We start from the raw sequence: 16,114 nt of genomic DNA, 5'->3' as shown, positions 1-16,114 counted from the left end.
TTTATTTAACTTTACATTAAACAAACAAGCAATTTTTATTCCAATTTATATCTTTTTTAAACTTTTTCTTTGAAATTTTTTATAATTTAATTTATCTTTGGCAAAAAGTAAGGCAAAAATCAAAGCAGGGCTTACAAAAAGTGCCGAAAATAAAGCATTAAATTCTATACCCAATCCTGCTAAAACAATCCCACCTAAAAAACTTGCTAAGGCTATGCCTACATTAAAAGCTGCTTCATTCACACTTACTGTACTATCTATGACTTTATAAGTATGGCGTTTAGCTTTAGCAATGCTAAGCATTTTTAACGCAGGTATGGTTGAAAAGGCAAAAAATCCTATCAAGGCTACGCTAAAAATGATTAAAATTTTAGAATGCATGGTGAGAAATACGCTTAAAAATACTAGAACTTGTATGCTTAAAATAAGACGTAAAGAAAAAATAGCACCTTTTTTATCTACTATTTTTCCGCCCCATAAATTCCCACAAATTGCGCAAATTCCATATAAAAGCAAGATGTAAGCTGTATCTTGGACTCTAAAACCGCTTATTTCTACAAGTAATTTTTGCAAATAAGTATAAAGAACAAATTGAGCCCCACAACTACAAATGGTTATAGTATAAGTTTTTAACAAATTTTGATGTGAAAAAGCAGGGATTAAATTTTTAAGACTTGTTGGGCTAGGATGTAAATTTTTGGGCATCATATGCCATACTCCAAAAAATGCTAAGCTTGTAATGATAAAAATAAGTAAAAAGATAAATTTAAAGCCAAAATAATGCCCTATGAAAGTTCCAAGCGGCACTCCAGTAACCAAGGCTACAGTAAGTCCTGTGACCATTATAGCCAGAGCGCTTGATTTTTTATCATCTGGAGTTATAGCACTTACAGCTAAGGTAGCAATGACAAAAAATACTCCATGTTGTGTTCCTGCTATAAAACGTGCAAATGCTGTAAGATGGAAATTTTGGCTAAAAAAGATAATGAAATTTGCTAGAGCAAAAATTCCAAGATTGATTAAAAGTTGTGTATGTCTATGAAAACGACTTAAAGGTATGGTAATAAGAGGAGCGCCTATAACAACACCTATAGCATATAAGGTTGTAAGATATCCTGCGGTTTTTGCATCTACGCTAAAATACGTTTCAACATCAACCAAAACTCCTGCCATAACAAATTCGGTTACCCCCATACAAAAAGCACTAAGAGCTAGTGCAAAAAGAGCTTTTTTGTAATTTTGCATTTTAAGTTCCTTATAAAAAATAAAAACGCATTATAATAAAATAAAAATTTTTAAAGGTAAATAATGAAAAAAATTATTTTATTGCTTGGTTTAAGTTTGGTGAGTTTAGGGGCTTTGAGTTTTGATGAGCTTATTTATAAAGATGAAGTAAAACCTAGTTTTGATTGCTCTAAAATCAAAGATGATGGTAAAAGTGATGATGAGCTTATGATATGTAATGAAATTGGTGTGCGTAATGAATTTGAGAATAAAAAACTTGCTTTAGTAGATAACATCTATAGTAGTTTGTATCAAAATATTTCAAAAAAAGCAGATAAAAAGACGAAAAAAGATTTTAAAGCTATTTCAAAAAAGATGATTAAAGAAAGAAAAATTTGTATAAAAAATATGCAAAATACAAAAGCAGGGGAAAATCCTATTTTACTTTTACTTAATGCAAGTGATTGGATGCAAGAAGCTTATATTAAGGCTTTATTAGAGCTTATGCAAAGAGCAAATAAAGATAAAAAGATCAAAGAAGTTTTAAGCAAATTTTTAAAAATAAAGTTGATAAATATGAAAATTTACTCACTCAAAGTTTAAATACCAATAAAGATTTGCAAGATTTTATAGACAGCTTGGCTAAAGAAGATTTGATTGATTCTAGGGCTAAATTTAAGCTTTAGGGTTTAAATTAATTGCGAATTTAGCCGCTTCAAAATAACTTTTAGTGTTGATTTTAGCATTTTTATAGGCTTTATCAAAGGCCGTGCCATGATCAACGCTAACGCGTATGATGGGTAAATTTAAACTCACATTGATGCTTTTATCAAAATACAAGGCCTTTAAAGGAGCAAGGGCAAGATCGTGATACATAGCCACTAAACGATTGCAGTTTTTTAAACCAGCCTTGGTAAAAGCTGTGTCAGCTACTAAAGGATAGGGTAGATAAACACCCTTGTCTTTAAAACTTAAAAGCAATTCTTTTTGTAAATTTTCATCTTTTAAGGCTTTTTTGAAAAATTTTTCATCTTTTTTAGAGTGTAAAAAGGCATTAACAAAGGCTATAGCTTTTTCCATGATCTTTTCTTCTTCTCCGCCTATGACTCCATAATCTCCAGCGTGAGGATTAAAACCTAAAAGTCCTATTTTTTTAAAATGCGTTTCTTTGTAAAAATCTTTTAAAAAGATGCTTAAATTTTTAAAAGTGATTTTTTTACTCACCTTAGCTAAAGGTACATGTTCGCTAAAAAGTCCTACAAACAGCTCTTTACAACCTAGCATCATAATGGCATTTTTTTTAAAAAAATCCCTTAAAGCATCGGTATGTCCTTTGTATTTAAGTCCTGCGTCTTCCCAAGCTTTTTTGTGTATAGGTAGAGTAAGCAAGGCATGGGCGTGTTTTTCATAGACAAAATAACTTGCCGCCTTAAAGCTTAAAAAACCATAAAGTCCACTTTTTGCATCTATTTCTCCGGCTTTGATTTCAAAATTTTCATCTACTTTAAAGCCTAAAGGAAGGCAAAAAGAGTAAATTTCAAGAGAATTTTCTTTTTTTATAAAATTAAACTCATAGTCTTTGTCATCTTTAAAAGCTACGATTTTTACATTAAAAGGTTTTAAATTTAAAAGTTTTAAAGCTTTATCAAGCAAGCTTTCGTGGATAAAATAAAAAGGTGTGCAGATTTTGCTTAGTTCTTCATGAGAACGCACTAAAATTTCAAGTCCTATGCCGTTTATATCGCCTATGCTAATGGCTAGTTTTTTCATCTTTTAATAAGTTCTTTCATTTCTAAAATAGCGTTTTGAAGTCCTGTAAATACAGATCTTGCTACAATGCTTTGTCCTATATTTAGCTCGCAAATTTCTTTAATTTTTACTACGGGTTTTACATTTTTGTAATTTAAACCATGTCCTCCGGCTACTTTTAAGCCAAGTTCTACGCCCTTTTTAGCACAGAGTTTTAAATTTTGCAATTCTTTTTCAAATTGAGCTTGCAGGGTTTTTTTATCTTGACCAAGTTCTTTTAAGGCAAAAGCAGTATGAGAGATATTGCTAAAAAGTGCGTTGTGTAAATTCGCATAATGTCCTGTATGAAGCTCTATGAATTGGGCTTTTAAAATTTTTGATTTTTCTATATCTTCTAAACTAGGATTAATAAAAAGTGAAACTTCAATGTTTGCACTTTGAAGTTTTTCTATGCTTTGTTTTAATTTAGCATGATTTAAACAAAGTCCCCCTTCTGTAGTAAGCTCTTCTCTTTTTTCAGGTACTAAAGTAACGCGGTGGGGTTTGAGTTTAAGAGCTAAATTTAAAATTTCATCATTTAAAGCACATTCTAAATTGATAGGGCTTTTGCAAAATTTTATGATATTTTCCAAGTCAAAATCCTGAGCATGACGGCGATCTTCTCTTACATGCAAAGTGATTTGATCTCCGTGTTTAGCTGCTATAAAAGCAGCCTCTAAAAGATCAGGATCATTTACCATTCTAGCTTGTCTTAACACTGCGATATGATCGATATTTACACCTAAAAGCATATTTTTCCTTTAGAACTTTTTTGCTATTATACTATAAAATCAAACAAGGAAAGTCATGTTAGGTATAGATCTTGGTTCAAATACTTTAAGAGCAGTGCAAATGGATGAAAAATTAAATAAATTAAAAGAATATGAATTTGTTATTGGAGCAGCGAAAAATTTAAATCAAAGTGGAGAAATTTCTAAAGAAGCCATACAAAGATTAAAAAATGCTTTGAGTATTTTAGCTAAAGAGCAAGATTTAAGCAAAGCAAGAGCTGTGGCGACTGCAGCTTTTAGAAAAGCAAGCAATACAAATGAAATTTTTGCCTATTTAAAAGAAGAATTTGGGATTGATTTTAAGCTTATAGATGCTAAAAGTGAAGCTAAGATCAGTGTTTTAGGCATGCAATCAGGTTTAAGAAGGCTTAAAATTTGGGGAGAGTTTGCGTATTGTGATTTAGGAGGGGCTTCTTGTGAGCTTTCTTTTAGAAAAAGTTTTAAAAGTTTTGATTTTGGTATTATTAGTTTTTATGAAAAAAATCGCTATTCTTATTGTAAATCTTGTATTTCTTATAAAAAATTGATAAAAAAATATCCTAAATTTATCATCAATATTAAAGATAAAAAACTTAAAATTCATTTTTTAATTGCAAATCCCTATTTAAAGCATCTAGCTTTTAGGGCTTTTGATGAGGTGGTTATGATTAAAAAGGAACTTCGTTCTTTAGGGGTTAAAACGGTGGTTTTAAATTCCGGAGTTCCTACTACACTTGGTGCATTAAAACAAAATATAAGCTATGAAAAGTATGAAGCAAGTAGAGTAAATGGTAAAAAACTTTGCCATAAGGATTTTTTAAATTATGCTATTAAACTTTTTCATATGGAAGAAAAAAAGGCCATAAAAGAAGTAGGCATGATGAGAAAAAATTATTTGAGTGCAGGTTGTTTGCTGTTTTATGCTTTGTTTGATAAACATAAACTTCTAGTCATTGATGAGGGTTTAAGGGAGGGAGTTTGTTTGGCGAGTATGAAAAATATCAAATTTCAATTTTTTTGGAATTCGAAAAAATGAAATTTTTCATCAAAATTAAAAAATAAAATTTTAGCTTGAGATAAAAAACTTTCGTAAGTTTTAATGTTTTTATTTTTTGTGTACTCTAATAAATCTTCAAAACCAAAATCCATTAAAGCAAGACTTTGTTTTTTAAAATTTAAAGGTTTAAAATCATATGCTTTGATGAGTTTTTGAAGATGGGTAAAATTAACATTATAAGTTAGATCGCTTTTGCCGAAAAAATCTTTTAAAGATACTTCAAAAGGGCTAAAAACTTCGTGCTTTTGATAGATTCTTAAGCTAAAATTTTGTATATTAAAAGTTCCATAGTCAAATCCTGCAAATACAAATCTATCGCAAGCTTGATCTAAATCTTTAAAAAAATTTTCAAGTTCTAAGCTGAGTTCGCCTTTTGTAAAATTTAAAGCTTTGCATTTTGTGATTAAATTTTCATCCATATTTTTAAAAATAAGTTTAAAATTTTCTACAAATGCCATTTTATCATGATTTATAAGTTCGCAAGTAAAACTATCAAAAAGTTCATTGCAAAAGAAAAAAGCGTTCTTAAAATGGCATTCTTTAAGGCTATTTTTGTGAGTAAATTCCACTCCTTCTAAGGTCTTTTTCTGTAAATTTTTTAATTTTTCATGCGGTTCTATGATGAAAAAAGAAATTTGAGAAAAAATTTCAGGTCTTAATTCAAGCAAAGCGGCTAAAAAATCACGACTTAAATAGCCTTCATTAGCGCCTATTTCTACAAGTTCTAAAGGGGGTTGTAAAATTTTTTTATCTATTAAATTTAAAAAATGCTTGGCTAAAAGTGTGCCAAAAAGATTTCCTACGCTCACAGCAGTAAAAAAATCTCCGTTTTTTCCTATACTTACAGCATTTTTATAATAGCTCTTATGGAGCCAAGCATGGAAAAAGTCACTAAATTTCATTGAAAAATAGCATTAAATTTGGAGACAAAATCCAAAGGATCGACTTGTTTGCCTCCAGCTAAAATTCCAAAATGCAAATGCGGTCCACTTACCCTACCTGTAGCCCCGCTAAGTCCTATAAGCTCACCTTTTTTTATCTTTTGTCCTACTTTAACATCGATTTTAGAAAGATGATAGTATTGTGAATAAATTCCAAAACCATGATCAATGACTACTGAATTTCCTGCAAAATAACGATCTTTTGCAATTTTTACTATGCCTGAATTGGCTGCATAAATAGGTGTTCCTGTGGCAGCTCTAAAGTCTGTTCCACTGTGATAACTTGCTACTTTTTCATTAAAAGTTCTTGCTTTGCCAAAATCACTTGTGATAAAAGATTTTAAAGGTATATTAAAAGCACCGTTAAATAAAGCTTTTGGAGTATAAGAGCTATAAATCGCATTGGCTTCTTTTAATTCTTTAGCGATGCGTTCTTGTACGGTTTTTGGCGGAAAAATCTTTTTGTTTTCAACTTGCAATTTTTCACTTTTATAATTACCTTCTAAAGTTTTTATGAAAATTTCTTCTTTTTTATTTTTATAAAATGCGATAAGTTTTGTATTTTTCGGGGGATTTTTGTAAGGTAAGGAAAAAATAGCTAGAATTTTTTCTTGATTTTTAGGATGTGCAAAGGTGGGAATATTTTTATCATTATTTTTCAAAGATAAAAAATCTTTCTTATCTAGTTCCAAAAATAAAGCTTGACCTTTGATGAGTTCTAAATTTTGAGCTCCAAAAAGCCAAAGAGTAAAGCTTAAAAAAAGCCATAAGGCTTTCATAGGCTTAACTCTTTAAGATCGGCGATTTTTAAAAACTCCGCATAAATTTCACAAACCAAAGCTTGGCGATTATTTTTAAGTTTTTCATCTTCAGCATTAATCATCACTTGATTAAAAAACTCATCAATAAAAGGCTTAAGTGTAAAAAGATTTTCAAGTTTTTCTTGTAAAGAGTTGGCTTTAGTTTTTTCTTGAAAAGCTTTGTAAAGTTTGCTTTCTGCTTCTTGAACAAAAAGACTTTCATCAACTTTATGAGGATTTTTAGTGGCGATATTGGCTAGTCTTTTAAAGGTTACAAAATTTTCATTAAAATTGTCTTTTTTGCTAAGTTTTATAAGAGCATTTACGCTTTGATTGATATGGATAAGATCTGTATTTTGTGAGCTTAAAACTGCTTTTACAAAAGAAGCATTGACTGTATAAAAAGTATAAAGTCTTTCAAAAATAAAATCTTTTAAAATTTGCATATCAAAGCTTTTATAATGACTTGAAAGTTTTTCTAATAAAATTTGGATATCAAATTCTTTATTTAAATTTAGAGCGATTTTAATGATCCCATTGGCTGCTCTTCTTAAGGCATAAGGATCCTTTGTTCCGCTTGGAATTTTTCCTATGCTAAAAAGTCCTATAAGGGTATCAAGCTTGTTTGCAAGGGCTACTATGCTTGAAAATTCTGTGCTTGGAAGTGGAGCTTGTTCAGAATTAGGAAGATATTGTTCTTTGATGGCTAAGCAAATTTCATAATCTAATCCCATTTTTTGCGTATAATAACTTCCCATAATGCCTTGCAAATCAGTAAATTCATAAACCATTTGTGTGGCTAAGTCTGCTTTGGCGTATTTTAGTGCTGTGCTGATATTTTCGATTTTATCATTATGAAGCATTTGACATAAAATTTCAGCAATTTTAATCTCTCTTAAACTTTTATCTTGCATTGTGCCTAAACCTTCAAGATAAGTCATTTTGGCAAGTTTTTCAGGTTGCAAACCATTTTGTAAATCATTTTGATAAAAAAACATTGCATCGCTAAGTCTTGCACGCAAAACTCTTTCATTTCCATGTATGATTTTTGAATAATCCTTACATACTGCATTGCTTACTACTATAAAATGATTACTTAAGCCTTTGTCGTTAAAAACCGCAAAATAGCGTTGATTTTCTCTCATTGAAGTGATGATGACTTCGCTAGGAATTTCTAAAAATTCTTCTTCAAAGCTTCCTAAAAGTGCATTAGGATATTCTGTGATAGCAACTACTTCAGCTAAAAGCTCCTCATCTTCTCCAATTTGTATATTTTTTTGACTTTCTATGAGTTTAAATTGTTCAAGTATTTTTTCTTTTCTTTTGATTGGATCAAGGATGATATAGTTTTTTTCTAGTAGTTCAAAATATTCTTTTGCATTGTTAAAATCTTTCAAATCATAACTTACACTTCTGTGAATGAAAGTTTTTTTAGCACTTTTTACCCCATAACTTTGAAAATCAACAAGTTCATCATTTAAAATGCAAGCTATAGAACGGATCGCACGAATGAATTCAAAAGAATTTGCACCCCAACGCATACTTTTGCCAAAACTAAGACTTTTTAGAAATTTTTCTACCATTTCTCCTAAAATTTCTTGACTTTGTAAACCTTTGATAGCTTTTTGATGATATAAAACTTCCTTACCTTTGATTTCTTTAAAAGCGAGTTCATTTTCACTGATCCCTGCTTTTTGCAGGAAGCTTTGTCCCGCAGGAGTTAAAACTCCATCTTTATAAGCAACATTTTTAGGTGCTCCTATAAATTCAGCAAAACTATCTTCTTGTTTGTCTGCAAAATTTTCATGAAAAAAAACTAAACGACGCGGAGTATAATAAAATTTAAAATCACTTACCAAGCGATATTCTTCTAAAACATTTTTCCATTTTTTTTCTATATTAGCTAATTCTTTTAACAAAGGAATAGCAGGTAATTCTTCTGTGCCAATTTCTATTAATAATTCACTCATAATTTACTCTTTTTAAAATTTGTTTCTAATTTTAACTAAAATTTCATTAAAAAACTTATAAATACTTTTGCAAAAAGCCTTTAAGTTCACTAGCGTTGCTAAATTCATTTTCTTTTAAATCTTTTTGATACCATTTGGCATGAAAATAAGGCAAATTGGCATTTTTAGCACATTCTTTATCTTTTTGACTATCTCCTATAAAAACGCTTGTTTTATGTGGAGCCTCGCTTTTTAAAAGCTCTAGCATCATAGGATGAGGTTTGGGTTCTATGCCTAAACTTATGCCTAAAATTTTATCAAAATAAGGAATGATATCGTGTTTTTTAAGTATGCTTGAAAGTGAGCTTTGAGGGGCGTTAGTGGCAATAGCTAAAAAACAATTTTTGCTTTTTAAAAATTCTAAAAGTTCCTTCACTCCTTCAAAAAGCACCACGCTTTGTTCATAGTGTTTGACAAAATATTTTTCATAGCCTTCTTTAAAGCTAGAATGATGGAAATTTTCTATATTATAAAGTTCTTTTGCCCAGTCAATATTAGGAGTATTGATGGTTTGCATAATGATTTCTCTTGAAAGTGGGGCTAGGTTTAAATCCTGTCTTATTTCATTGACTGCACAAGAAATGGCATTTGCGCTATCGATTAAAGTTCCATCCATATCAAAAAATACATTAATCATAATAATCCTTTAAATAATTTTTATGTTTTTCTTTTTTCTCACCTTGTTTTTTTTGCTTATCTAAAGCATTGGCAAGATTTAAAAGTTCGCTTTTTTCTTTGGAAAAATCTAAACAAGCATTGACAAAAAATTCAAGATTTTTTGCATAGGTTGAGTTAAGATTTACCGTGGGATTTTTTTCAAAAAATTTAGCATTTTTTAACATTCTTTCTTCAAATTTAGTTTTATCAAAATCTTCTTTTTTAAGTGCAGATATAGCGCCATTGAAAAATTTTTCAAGATTTCTTAGGTATTTTACGCGTAAGGCTTTTTCTTCGTTTTTTGTCAAAATTCTTCCTTAGGTATTTTTATGAATGCGGCATTCTAGTGCTTCTTGAACTAAATTTCTAGCGATTACTTTTTCAGAGCGAATGATGCGTATATTTTCATCTATGCTAGAAAAAAGCATCTTTTTCAAAGTTCCATTTACATGAATGATAGTATCTATAGGTTTTGGATAATTAGCTAGCACTTGACATAAAATTTCAAGTTTAGCTTCATTTGTAACTGTGATAATAGCTACTGCACATTCTTCTATATTGGCAATTTTTAAGGTTTCTTCTTGAGCAGCATTGGCAAAAACGACATTTTCACCCCGACTAACTCCAAGTTCTACTAAATTTAAATCACTTTCTAAAACAAGGTAAGGTACGCCTGTGTTTTTGATTTTTTGTACAACTTCTTGACCTAAACGTCCGTAGCCAAAAACAACAAGATGATTTTTAAGCTTGATATTGCTGTCAATATTTTGCACAGTGTTGGTATTAAGTGCTATATCTTCTACAACATTGGTAATTTTTCTTATATTGTTTAAAATAAAAGGCGTGATAATCATGGTTAAAATAGAAACAACAATTAAAATTTGTGAAGTTTTGATATCAAGCATGTTTTTTGCTTGCAAAAGAGAAAAAATTGCTAGGGCAAATTCGCCAATTTGCGCTATGGCAAAAGCTGTTTTAAGCGCTACTCTTTTTTTGGTGTAAAGAAACAAAAAGCCAAAAACTATGCCAAATTTTAAAGCCATTACAAGAAGGGTTAAAACTATGATTAAAAACCAATTTTGCGCCACTACATCAAGTTGAATTTGCATGCCTACAGTTATGAAAAAAAGCCCTAAAAGCAAATCTCTAAATGGGATTAAGTCCGCTTCTATTTTGTGTTTATATTTTGTTTCTGCTATCAAAGCACCTGCTATAAAAGCACCCAAAGAATAAGAAAATCCAAAATAATTTGCTAAAAAACTTGCTCCAATAACCATAAATAAAACAGTACTAATAAAAATTTCTTGAGAAGAAGTGTGGATAATGAGTCTAAAAATTCTATCCACTAGATATTTACCTATGAAAAATAATAAAGTGATTAAAATAAGTGCTGAAATTAAAGTGGTAAAAAGGAGTTTTTCTATGTTTTGATTGTTGGATGAAAAAATATCTACAAGCAAAAGCAAAGGAATAACGGCTATATCTTGAAAAAGCAAAATTCCCAATGCTTTTCTACCATATTGCTCATTTATATCACCATTATCATTTAAAATTTTAAGCACCACTGCGGTTGAAGAAAGTGCTAGTGCAAAGCCTGCTATGGTAGCGCTTTTATCTCCAAGTCCCAAAATTCCTATAGCAAGTAGCATAAAAACAAAGCCACAAGTAAGCATCTGCAAAGAGCCGTTTAAAAAAACTTCTTGTTTCATTGCCATTAAATGCTTAAAAGAAAATTCAAGCCCTATGGTAAACATTAAAAACACTATACCAAATTCGGCTATATGGGTGATTTCGCCTTTGCCACTTAAATGATAAATTTCAGAAATGATTTCTCCGGCAGCTATATATCCAATGATAGTTGGAATTTCAAATTTTTTAAATATGACATTTAAAACTATAGCTATAGCAACGGTGATTAAAAAAATTTCTAAAAAATTATCCATTATTTTTTATTTTTTCTCATAAAAAATCAAGTCAAAGCTATTTTTATGCTTGACAACGGCTTTACTAGCCGCTTCTTTATCTTGTTGTTTACTTAATTCTAAGCGTAGTTCATCAATTAAATTTTCAAATTCGTGAAGTTGGTTTTTTAATTTTAAGATAACATCTACTCCAGCAAGATTGATTCCCATGTCTCTTGTTAAACGCAATATAAGTTTAATACGGTCAATATCCCTTTGAGAATAAAGTCTTATTTTGCCATCGGTTCTACTTGGCTCTATCAATCCTTCTCTTTCGTATTGCCTTAAGGTTTGTGGATGTATGCTTAAAACTTTAGCCACAACACTGATTAAATATACAGGTTCATCATAATGGTGTTCCATATTTTATTCCTTTCTTTAAGGTAATTTTTCTTTTAAGAGTTCTATAAATTTTTCATCAAGAGCATCTAAATTTGGCAAAACAACATTTAAAATCAAATACATATCCCCATAAATATCACTTTTTCTATTTTGCACCCCATAACCTTTTAAACGAATTTTTTGGCTATTTTTTGAATTAGGTGTTATGTTAATTGTTGCTTCTTCCTTGCCTTCTTTGAGTGTTTTTATATTTATTTTTCCACCAAAAAGTGCAGTTTTTAAAGAAATATCAACCTTTTGATATAAATCATCATCTTCTCTTGTGTAAATAGGACTTTCTTCTATTTTTACAATAATGATTAAATCGCCTCTAGCTCCATTTCTGCTTTGTTTTCCTTTAGAGCGAATTCTTAGTTTCTCGCCTTCTTTTATACCGTGTGGAATTTTAAATTTAATGGTTTCGCCTTGAAAATTAAAACTATGTTCCCCGCCTTTAACAGCTTTTTCAAAAGGAATGTGAAGCTCTAGATTGCTGTCTAAATTTTCTTCTTCAAAACCTCCAAATCCTCCAAAACCACTGCTAAAGCCTTTTGAAGAAAAGCCGTTAAAACCCCCTCTTGAGCGTCCACCAAAGCCTCCTCCAAAGAGATCTTTTAAAATATCGTCTAAATTTACCCCACCAGTATTTCTTGAAAAATCATGAAAACTTTGTCCACCAAACATAGAATCGCCGTATTGGTCATACTGAGCTCGTTTTTTTTCGTCACTTAAAATTTCATAAGCAGCATTAATTTCTTTAAATTTTTCTTCCGCACCTTTTTCTTTGTTGATATCAGGATGGTATTTTCTAGCTAGGCGACGGTAAGCTTTTTTTATTTCATCTGCACTAGCGTTTTTGCTAACTCCAAGAGTTTCGTATAAACTATTCATGTTATATTTCCTTAAAAATTTTTACTTGATTATATAAAGGATTAAATTATAACATAAACTTTAGCCTAAGTCAATCAAGTTTTATAAATTTTTATCACTCAAGGTTTTATTTACAATTTTGTAAATTTTCGGTTTTATACTATGAAGACAGTAAAATATTTTACGAGATAATTTATCTTTAAGAACAAAAGGAAATGAAATGAAAAAGATTTTTTTATCATTAAGTTTAGCGAGTGCTTTATTTGCCGCAAGTATTAATTTTAACGAATCAACTACAACGGCTAATCGTGTAAATCCTGCTGCTGGAAATGTAGTGCTTTCTTATCATGATTCTATTAAAGATGCAAAAAAATCAGTGGTTAATATTTCTACCTCAAAAACTATTACAAGAGCGAATCGTCCAAGTCCTTTGGATGATTTTTTTAATGATCCTTATTTTAAACAATTTTTTGATTTTGATTTTCCTCAAAGAAAAGGAAAAAATGATAAAGAAGTAGTGAGTTCTTTGGGATCAGGGGTGATTATTTCAAAAGATGGTTATATAGTAACAAATAATCACGTTGTAGATGATGCTGATACGATTACAGTGAATTTACCAGGAAGTGATACAGAATATAAAGCAAAACTTATAGGTAAAGATCCAAAAACAGATTTGGCTGTTATAAAAATAGAGGCTAATAATCTTTCAGCTATTACTTTCACAAATTCTGATGATTTAATGGAAGGAGATGTTGTTTTTGCACTTGGAAATCCTTTTGGAGTCGGTTTTAGTGTTACAAGTGGGATAATATCTGCTTTAAATAAAGACAATATAGGTTTAAATCAATATGAAAATTTTATACAAACAGATGCTTCTATCAACCCAGGAAATTCAGGTGGAGCTTTGGTGGATAGTCGTGGATATTTAGTAGGTATTAATTCAGCTATTCTTTCTCGTGGCGGTGGAAATAATGGCATAGGTTTTGCTATACCTTCAAATATGGTTAAAGATATAGCTAAAAAACTTATTGAAAAAGGCAAGATCGATAGAGGATTTTTAGGTGTGACTATTTCAGCTTTGCAAGGTGATACTAAAAAAGCTTACAAAAATCAAGAAGGAGCTTTAATCACTGATGTTCAAAAAGGTTCAAGTGCTGATGAAGCAGGGCTTAAGCGTGGAGATTTAGTTACTAAAGTTAATGATAAGATTATAAAAAGTCCTATTGATCTTAAAAATTATATAGGAACTTTAGAGATTGGTCAAAAAATTTCATTAAGTTACGAAAGAGATGGAGAAAATAAGCAAGCAAGTTTTACTCTTAAAGGTGAAAAAGAAAATCCTAAAGGCGTACAAAGCGATCTGATTGATGGTTTGAGTTTGAGAAATTTAGATCCAAGACTTAAGGATCGTTTGCAAATTCCAAAAGATGTTAATGGTGTTTTGGTTGATAGTGTTAAAGAAAAGAGCAAGGGAAAAAAATCTGGTTTCCAAGAGGGTGATATTATCATAGGTGTTGGACAAAGTGAAATTAAAAATTTAAAAGATTTAGAACAAGCTTTAAAACAAGTTAATAAAAAAGAATTTACCAAAGTTTGGGTATATCGCAATGGTTTTGCGACTTTGCTTGTGCTTAAATAAAAATAACGGAAGGATTTTCCTTTCGTTATAAATTTTAGTTTAAAATTAAAATTAAGTTTAAAATAAAGGAAAACTATGACAAATATTCTTATGATAGAAGACGATTTAGAATTAGCAGAAATTACAGCTGAATATTTGGAAAAATTTGATATGAAAGTTGATATAGCTCATGAGCCTTATATAGGTCTTTCTAAGCTTGCATTAAAAGAATATCAGCTTATCATTTTAGACCTTTCTTTGCCAGGGCTTGATGGGCTCGAAGTGTGTGAAGAGATTCGTAAAAAGTATGATACACCTATTATTATTTCAAGTGCAAGACATGATATTACAGATAAGGTTAATGCTTTAGAGCTTGGAGCAGATGATTATCTACCAAAACCTTATAATCCAAAAGAATTACAAGCACGTATTAAAAGTCATTTAAGACGTATTTCAAATACAAAAAGCGCCATAGCAAAAAGTGTAAAAGATCTTGTTTATGATCAATATAAGCATATTATTACCATGAAAGGACAAGAGCTTACTTTAACTAATGCTGAATTTGATATTCTAAGCTATTTGATTAAAAAAGAGGGTGGAGTGGTAAGTCGTGAAGAGCTTGTTTATAATTGTTCTTCTATTAGTGAGGATTCTAGCAATAAAAGTATAGACGTTATTATTAGTAGAATTCGTCAAAAGATGGGAGATGATCCAAAAACTCCAAAATATATTCACTCTATACGTGGAATAGGTTATAAGCTTACTCAATGAATAAATCTTCGATTTTTTATACTATAACTTTTATTTTTATTTTTGCTGGGGTTAGTGTTATACTAGGTTTTTTGTGGCTTATAGAATACGATCAGCAAAATTATACTAGAGAATTAAATACAAAATATTCTTTAATAGCTAATGCAAGGCTCTTAAATTTTGCAGGAGTTATCAGCGAAAAAGAATTTGAAGAGCAGACAAAAAATTATAATAAAATGGATGAGATAACAGAAGCAAAGCAGGTCCGTAAAATTCTTTTTAGAGGTGATGTTTTAGCTAGGGTTGAGGTTAATAATGGCTTAATCGAGATTATTTCTTATAATAGACAGGTGTATTTAAATATTATTTATGATGGAAAGGTTTATCTTTATAAGGATCAAGATTATCAAACCTATAGGTATTTTATTATCAAAGCTATAGCTGTAGCTATGATTTGTATTCTTGTATTGCTTTATATTTATATATTTAAAAAATTAAAACCACTCAAAAGACTTAAAAAACAAATTGATAAATTTGCCCAAGGAAAGCTTAGTGATATAGAAGATGTAAGCACTGGGGTGGATGAAATTTCACAAGTAAGTGAAGCTTTTTATCAAGCCATTGTTCAAATTCGAAAGCTAAACCAATCTCGTCAGTTTTTTTTAAGAAATATTATGCATGAACTCAAAACTCCTATTACTAAAGGGCTCTTAACGTTAGAAATGATAGAAGATAATAAATATAAAGAGCGCTTAAATGGGGTTTTTACTAGACTTGAAATTTTAATTAATGAATTTGCTGCTATTGAGCAAATTACTTCAGGGGCTGCTTTTATAAATAGAAAAAAATACAATATTTTAGATGTTTTAGATGAAGCCAAAGAAATTGCAATGCGAGATGATAGCAATATACGTATTTTTATGGAAGAAAGTTTTTTTGTAAATGTGGATTTTAAACTTTTTACTACAGCGATTAAAAATATGATAGATAATGGTATTAAACATTCTGAAGATGGGTTTGTGCAAATTGATATTATAGACGATTATATTTGTTTTAAAAATCGTGGTCCTGAGCTTAACAATACTTTAGAATATTATACTCAAGCTTTTACTCAAGGATCAAAACAAAAATCAAGTTTTGGATTAGGGCTTTATATTGTAAATACTATTTTAGAAACACATGGAATGAAGCTTGATTATTTATATGAAGATGGGGTAAATTTGTTTTATTTTAGAAATTTAAAAAGTGTTATTGTTAAGGAGTAAATTAGTTTTTTGCATAAAAAATG

The 16,114-nt window shown here is 30.0% G+C and carries 15 protein-coding genes and 1 pseudogene; 5 read left to right on the top strand and 11 right to left on the bottom strand.

Annotated features, from left to right (window positions below; all coding sequences use genetic code 11):
• Positions 1-45 precede the first annotated feature (45 nt).
• Positions 46-1,245, bottom strand: coding sequence for an MFS transporter (locus AJ885_RS09080; protein ID WP_070210316.1), 1,200 nt, complete (start codon positions 1,243-1,245; stop codon positions 46-48).
• Between the two features lie 63 nt (positions 1,246-1,308).
• Here AJ885_RS09080 and AJ885_RS09075 point away from each other — a divergent pair.
• Positions 1,309-1,910: pseudogene (locus tag AJ885_RS09075) on the top strand (hypothetical protein).
• On the opposite strand, the gene pdxA reads toward AJ885_RS09075, so the two are convergent.
• Both pdxA and AJ885_RS09065 read right to left on the bottom strand, forming a co-directional pair.
• Positions 1,900-2,994 carry a 4-hydroxythreonine-4-phosphate dehydrogenase gene (pdxA, locus tag AJ885_RS09070; RefSeq protein ID WP_070210315.1) on the bottom strand — a complete coding sequence of 365 codons (1,095 nt, stop codon included), beginning with the start codon at positions 2,992-2,994 and terminating at the stop codon, positions 1,900-1,902. The pseudogene AJ885_RS09075 and the gene pdxA overlap by 11 nt on opposite strands.
• Positions 2,991-3,764, bottom strand: a complete 774-nt coding sequence (locus AJ885_RS09065) for a pyridoxine 5'-phosphate synthase (RefSeq protein WP_070210314.1) — start codon at positions 3,762-3,764, stop codon at positions 2,991-2,993. Before AJ885_RS09065 ends, pdxA begins: the two co-directional genes overlap by 4 nt.
• 55 nt (positions 3,765-3,819) lie before the next feature.
• Here AJ885_RS09065 and AJ885_RS09060 point away from each other — a divergent pair, with 55 nt between their 5' ends.
• Positions 3,820-4,818, top strand: coding sequence for an exopolyphosphatase (locus tag AJ885_RS09060; RefSeq protein ID WP_070281137.1), 999 nt, complete (start codon positions 3,820-3,822; stop codon positions 4,816-4,818).
• Here AJ885_RS09060 and AJ885_RS09055 read toward each other — a convergent pair.
• Genes AJ885_RS09055 through AJ885_RS09020 form a run of 8 tightly spaced genes read right to left on the bottom strand, consistent with a single transcriptional unit; the run spans position 4,791 to position 12,479 of the window.
• Entirely contained in the window at positions 4,791-5,741 is a 951-nt protein-coding gene (locus AJ885_RS09055) for an SAM-dependent methyltransferase (RefSeq protein ID WP_070281136.1), read from the bottom strand. The genes AJ885_RS09060 and AJ885_RS09055 overlap by 28 nt on opposite strands.
• Entirely contained in the window at positions 5,738-6,559 is an 822-nt protein-coding gene (locus AJ885_RS09050) for a M23 family metallopeptidase (RefSeq protein ID WP_070281134.1), read from the bottom strand. The genes AJ885_RS09055 and AJ885_RS09050 overlap by 4 nt, the downstream gene beginning before the upstream one ends.
• Positions 6,556-8,550: a glycine--tRNA ligase subunit beta gene (glyS, locus tag AJ885_RS09045; RefSeq protein WP_070210310.1), complete on the bottom strand. Its 1,995-nt coding sequence runs from the start codon at positions 8,548-8,550 to the stop codon at positions 6,556-6,558. The genes AJ885_RS09050 and glyS overlap by 4 nt, the downstream gene beginning before the upstream one ends.
• Before the next feature lie 55 nt (positions 8,551-8,605).
• Entirely contained in the window at positions 8,606-9,226 is a 621-nt protein-coding gene (locus AJ885_RS09040; RefSeq protein ID WP_044779052.1) for an HAD family hydrolase, read from the bottom strand.
• Positions 9,219-9,554 (bottom strand): hypothetical protein, encoded by a 336-nt coding sequence (locus AJ885_RS09035; RefSeq protein WP_070210309.1) that lies wholly within the window; start codon positions 9,552-9,554, stop codon positions 9,219-9,221. The genes AJ885_RS09040 and AJ885_RS09035 overlap by 8 nt, the downstream gene beginning before the upstream one ends.
• Before the next feature lie 9 nt (positions 9,555-9,563).
• Positions 9,564-11,189: a cation:proton antiporter gene (locus tag AJ885_RS09030; RefSeq protein WP_070244153.1), complete on the bottom strand. Its 1,626-nt coding sequence runs from the start codon at positions 11,187-11,189 to the stop codon at positions 9,564-9,566.
• 6 nt (positions 11,190-11,195) lie between these two features.
• Positions 11,196-11,570 (bottom strand): heat shock transcriptional regulator HspR, encoded by a 375-nt coding sequence (gene hspR / locus AJ885_RS09025; RefSeq protein ID WP_002861924.1) that lies wholly within the window; start codon positions 11,568-11,570, stop codon positions 11,196-11,198.
• A 15-nt stretch (positions 11,571-11,585) separates the two neighbouring features.
• On the bottom strand, positions 11,586-12,479 hold the full coding sequence (locus tag AJ885_RS09020; RefSeq protein WP_070210307.1) for a DnaJ C-terminal domain-containing protein: 894 nt from the start codon (positions 12,477-12,479) through the stop codon (positions 11,586-11,588).
• A gap of 199 nt (positions 12,480-12,678) precedes the next feature.
• Here AJ885_RS09020 and htrA point away from each other — a divergent pair, with 199 nt between their 5' ends.
• From htrA to AJ885_RS09005, 3 genes are all read left to right on the top strand, one after another.
• Positions 12,679-14,097, top strand: coding sequence for a serine protease HtrA (gene htrA / locus AJ885_RS09015; protein WP_070210306.1), 1,419 nt, complete (start codon positions 12,679-12,681; stop codon positions 14,095-14,097).
• Between the two features lie 75 nt (positions 14,098-14,172).
• A complete protein-coding gene (locus tag AJ885_RS09010; protein WP_002777451.1) occupies positions 14,173-14,847 on the top strand; it encodes a response regulator transcription factor in 675 nt (224 codons plus the stop codon).
• A complete protein-coding gene (locus AJ885_RS09005; RefSeq protein WP_070281132.1) occupies positions 14,844-16,091 on the top strand; it encodes an ArsS family sensor histidine kinase in 1,248 nt (415 codons plus the stop codon). The genes AJ885_RS09010 and AJ885_RS09005 overlap by 4 nt, the downstream gene beginning before the upstream one ends.
• Positions 16,092-16,114 lie beyond the last annotated feature (23 nt).

Source organism: Campylobacter sp. BCW_6464, from assembly GCF_001762775.1.
Classification (GTDB): domain Bacteria; phylum Campylobacterota; class Campylobacteria; order Campylobacterales; family Campylobacteraceae; genus Campylobacter_D; species Campylobacter_D jejuni.
Note: the sequence above shows the minus strand (reverse complement) of the source record. Positions and strands in the feature narration are given on the sequence as shown.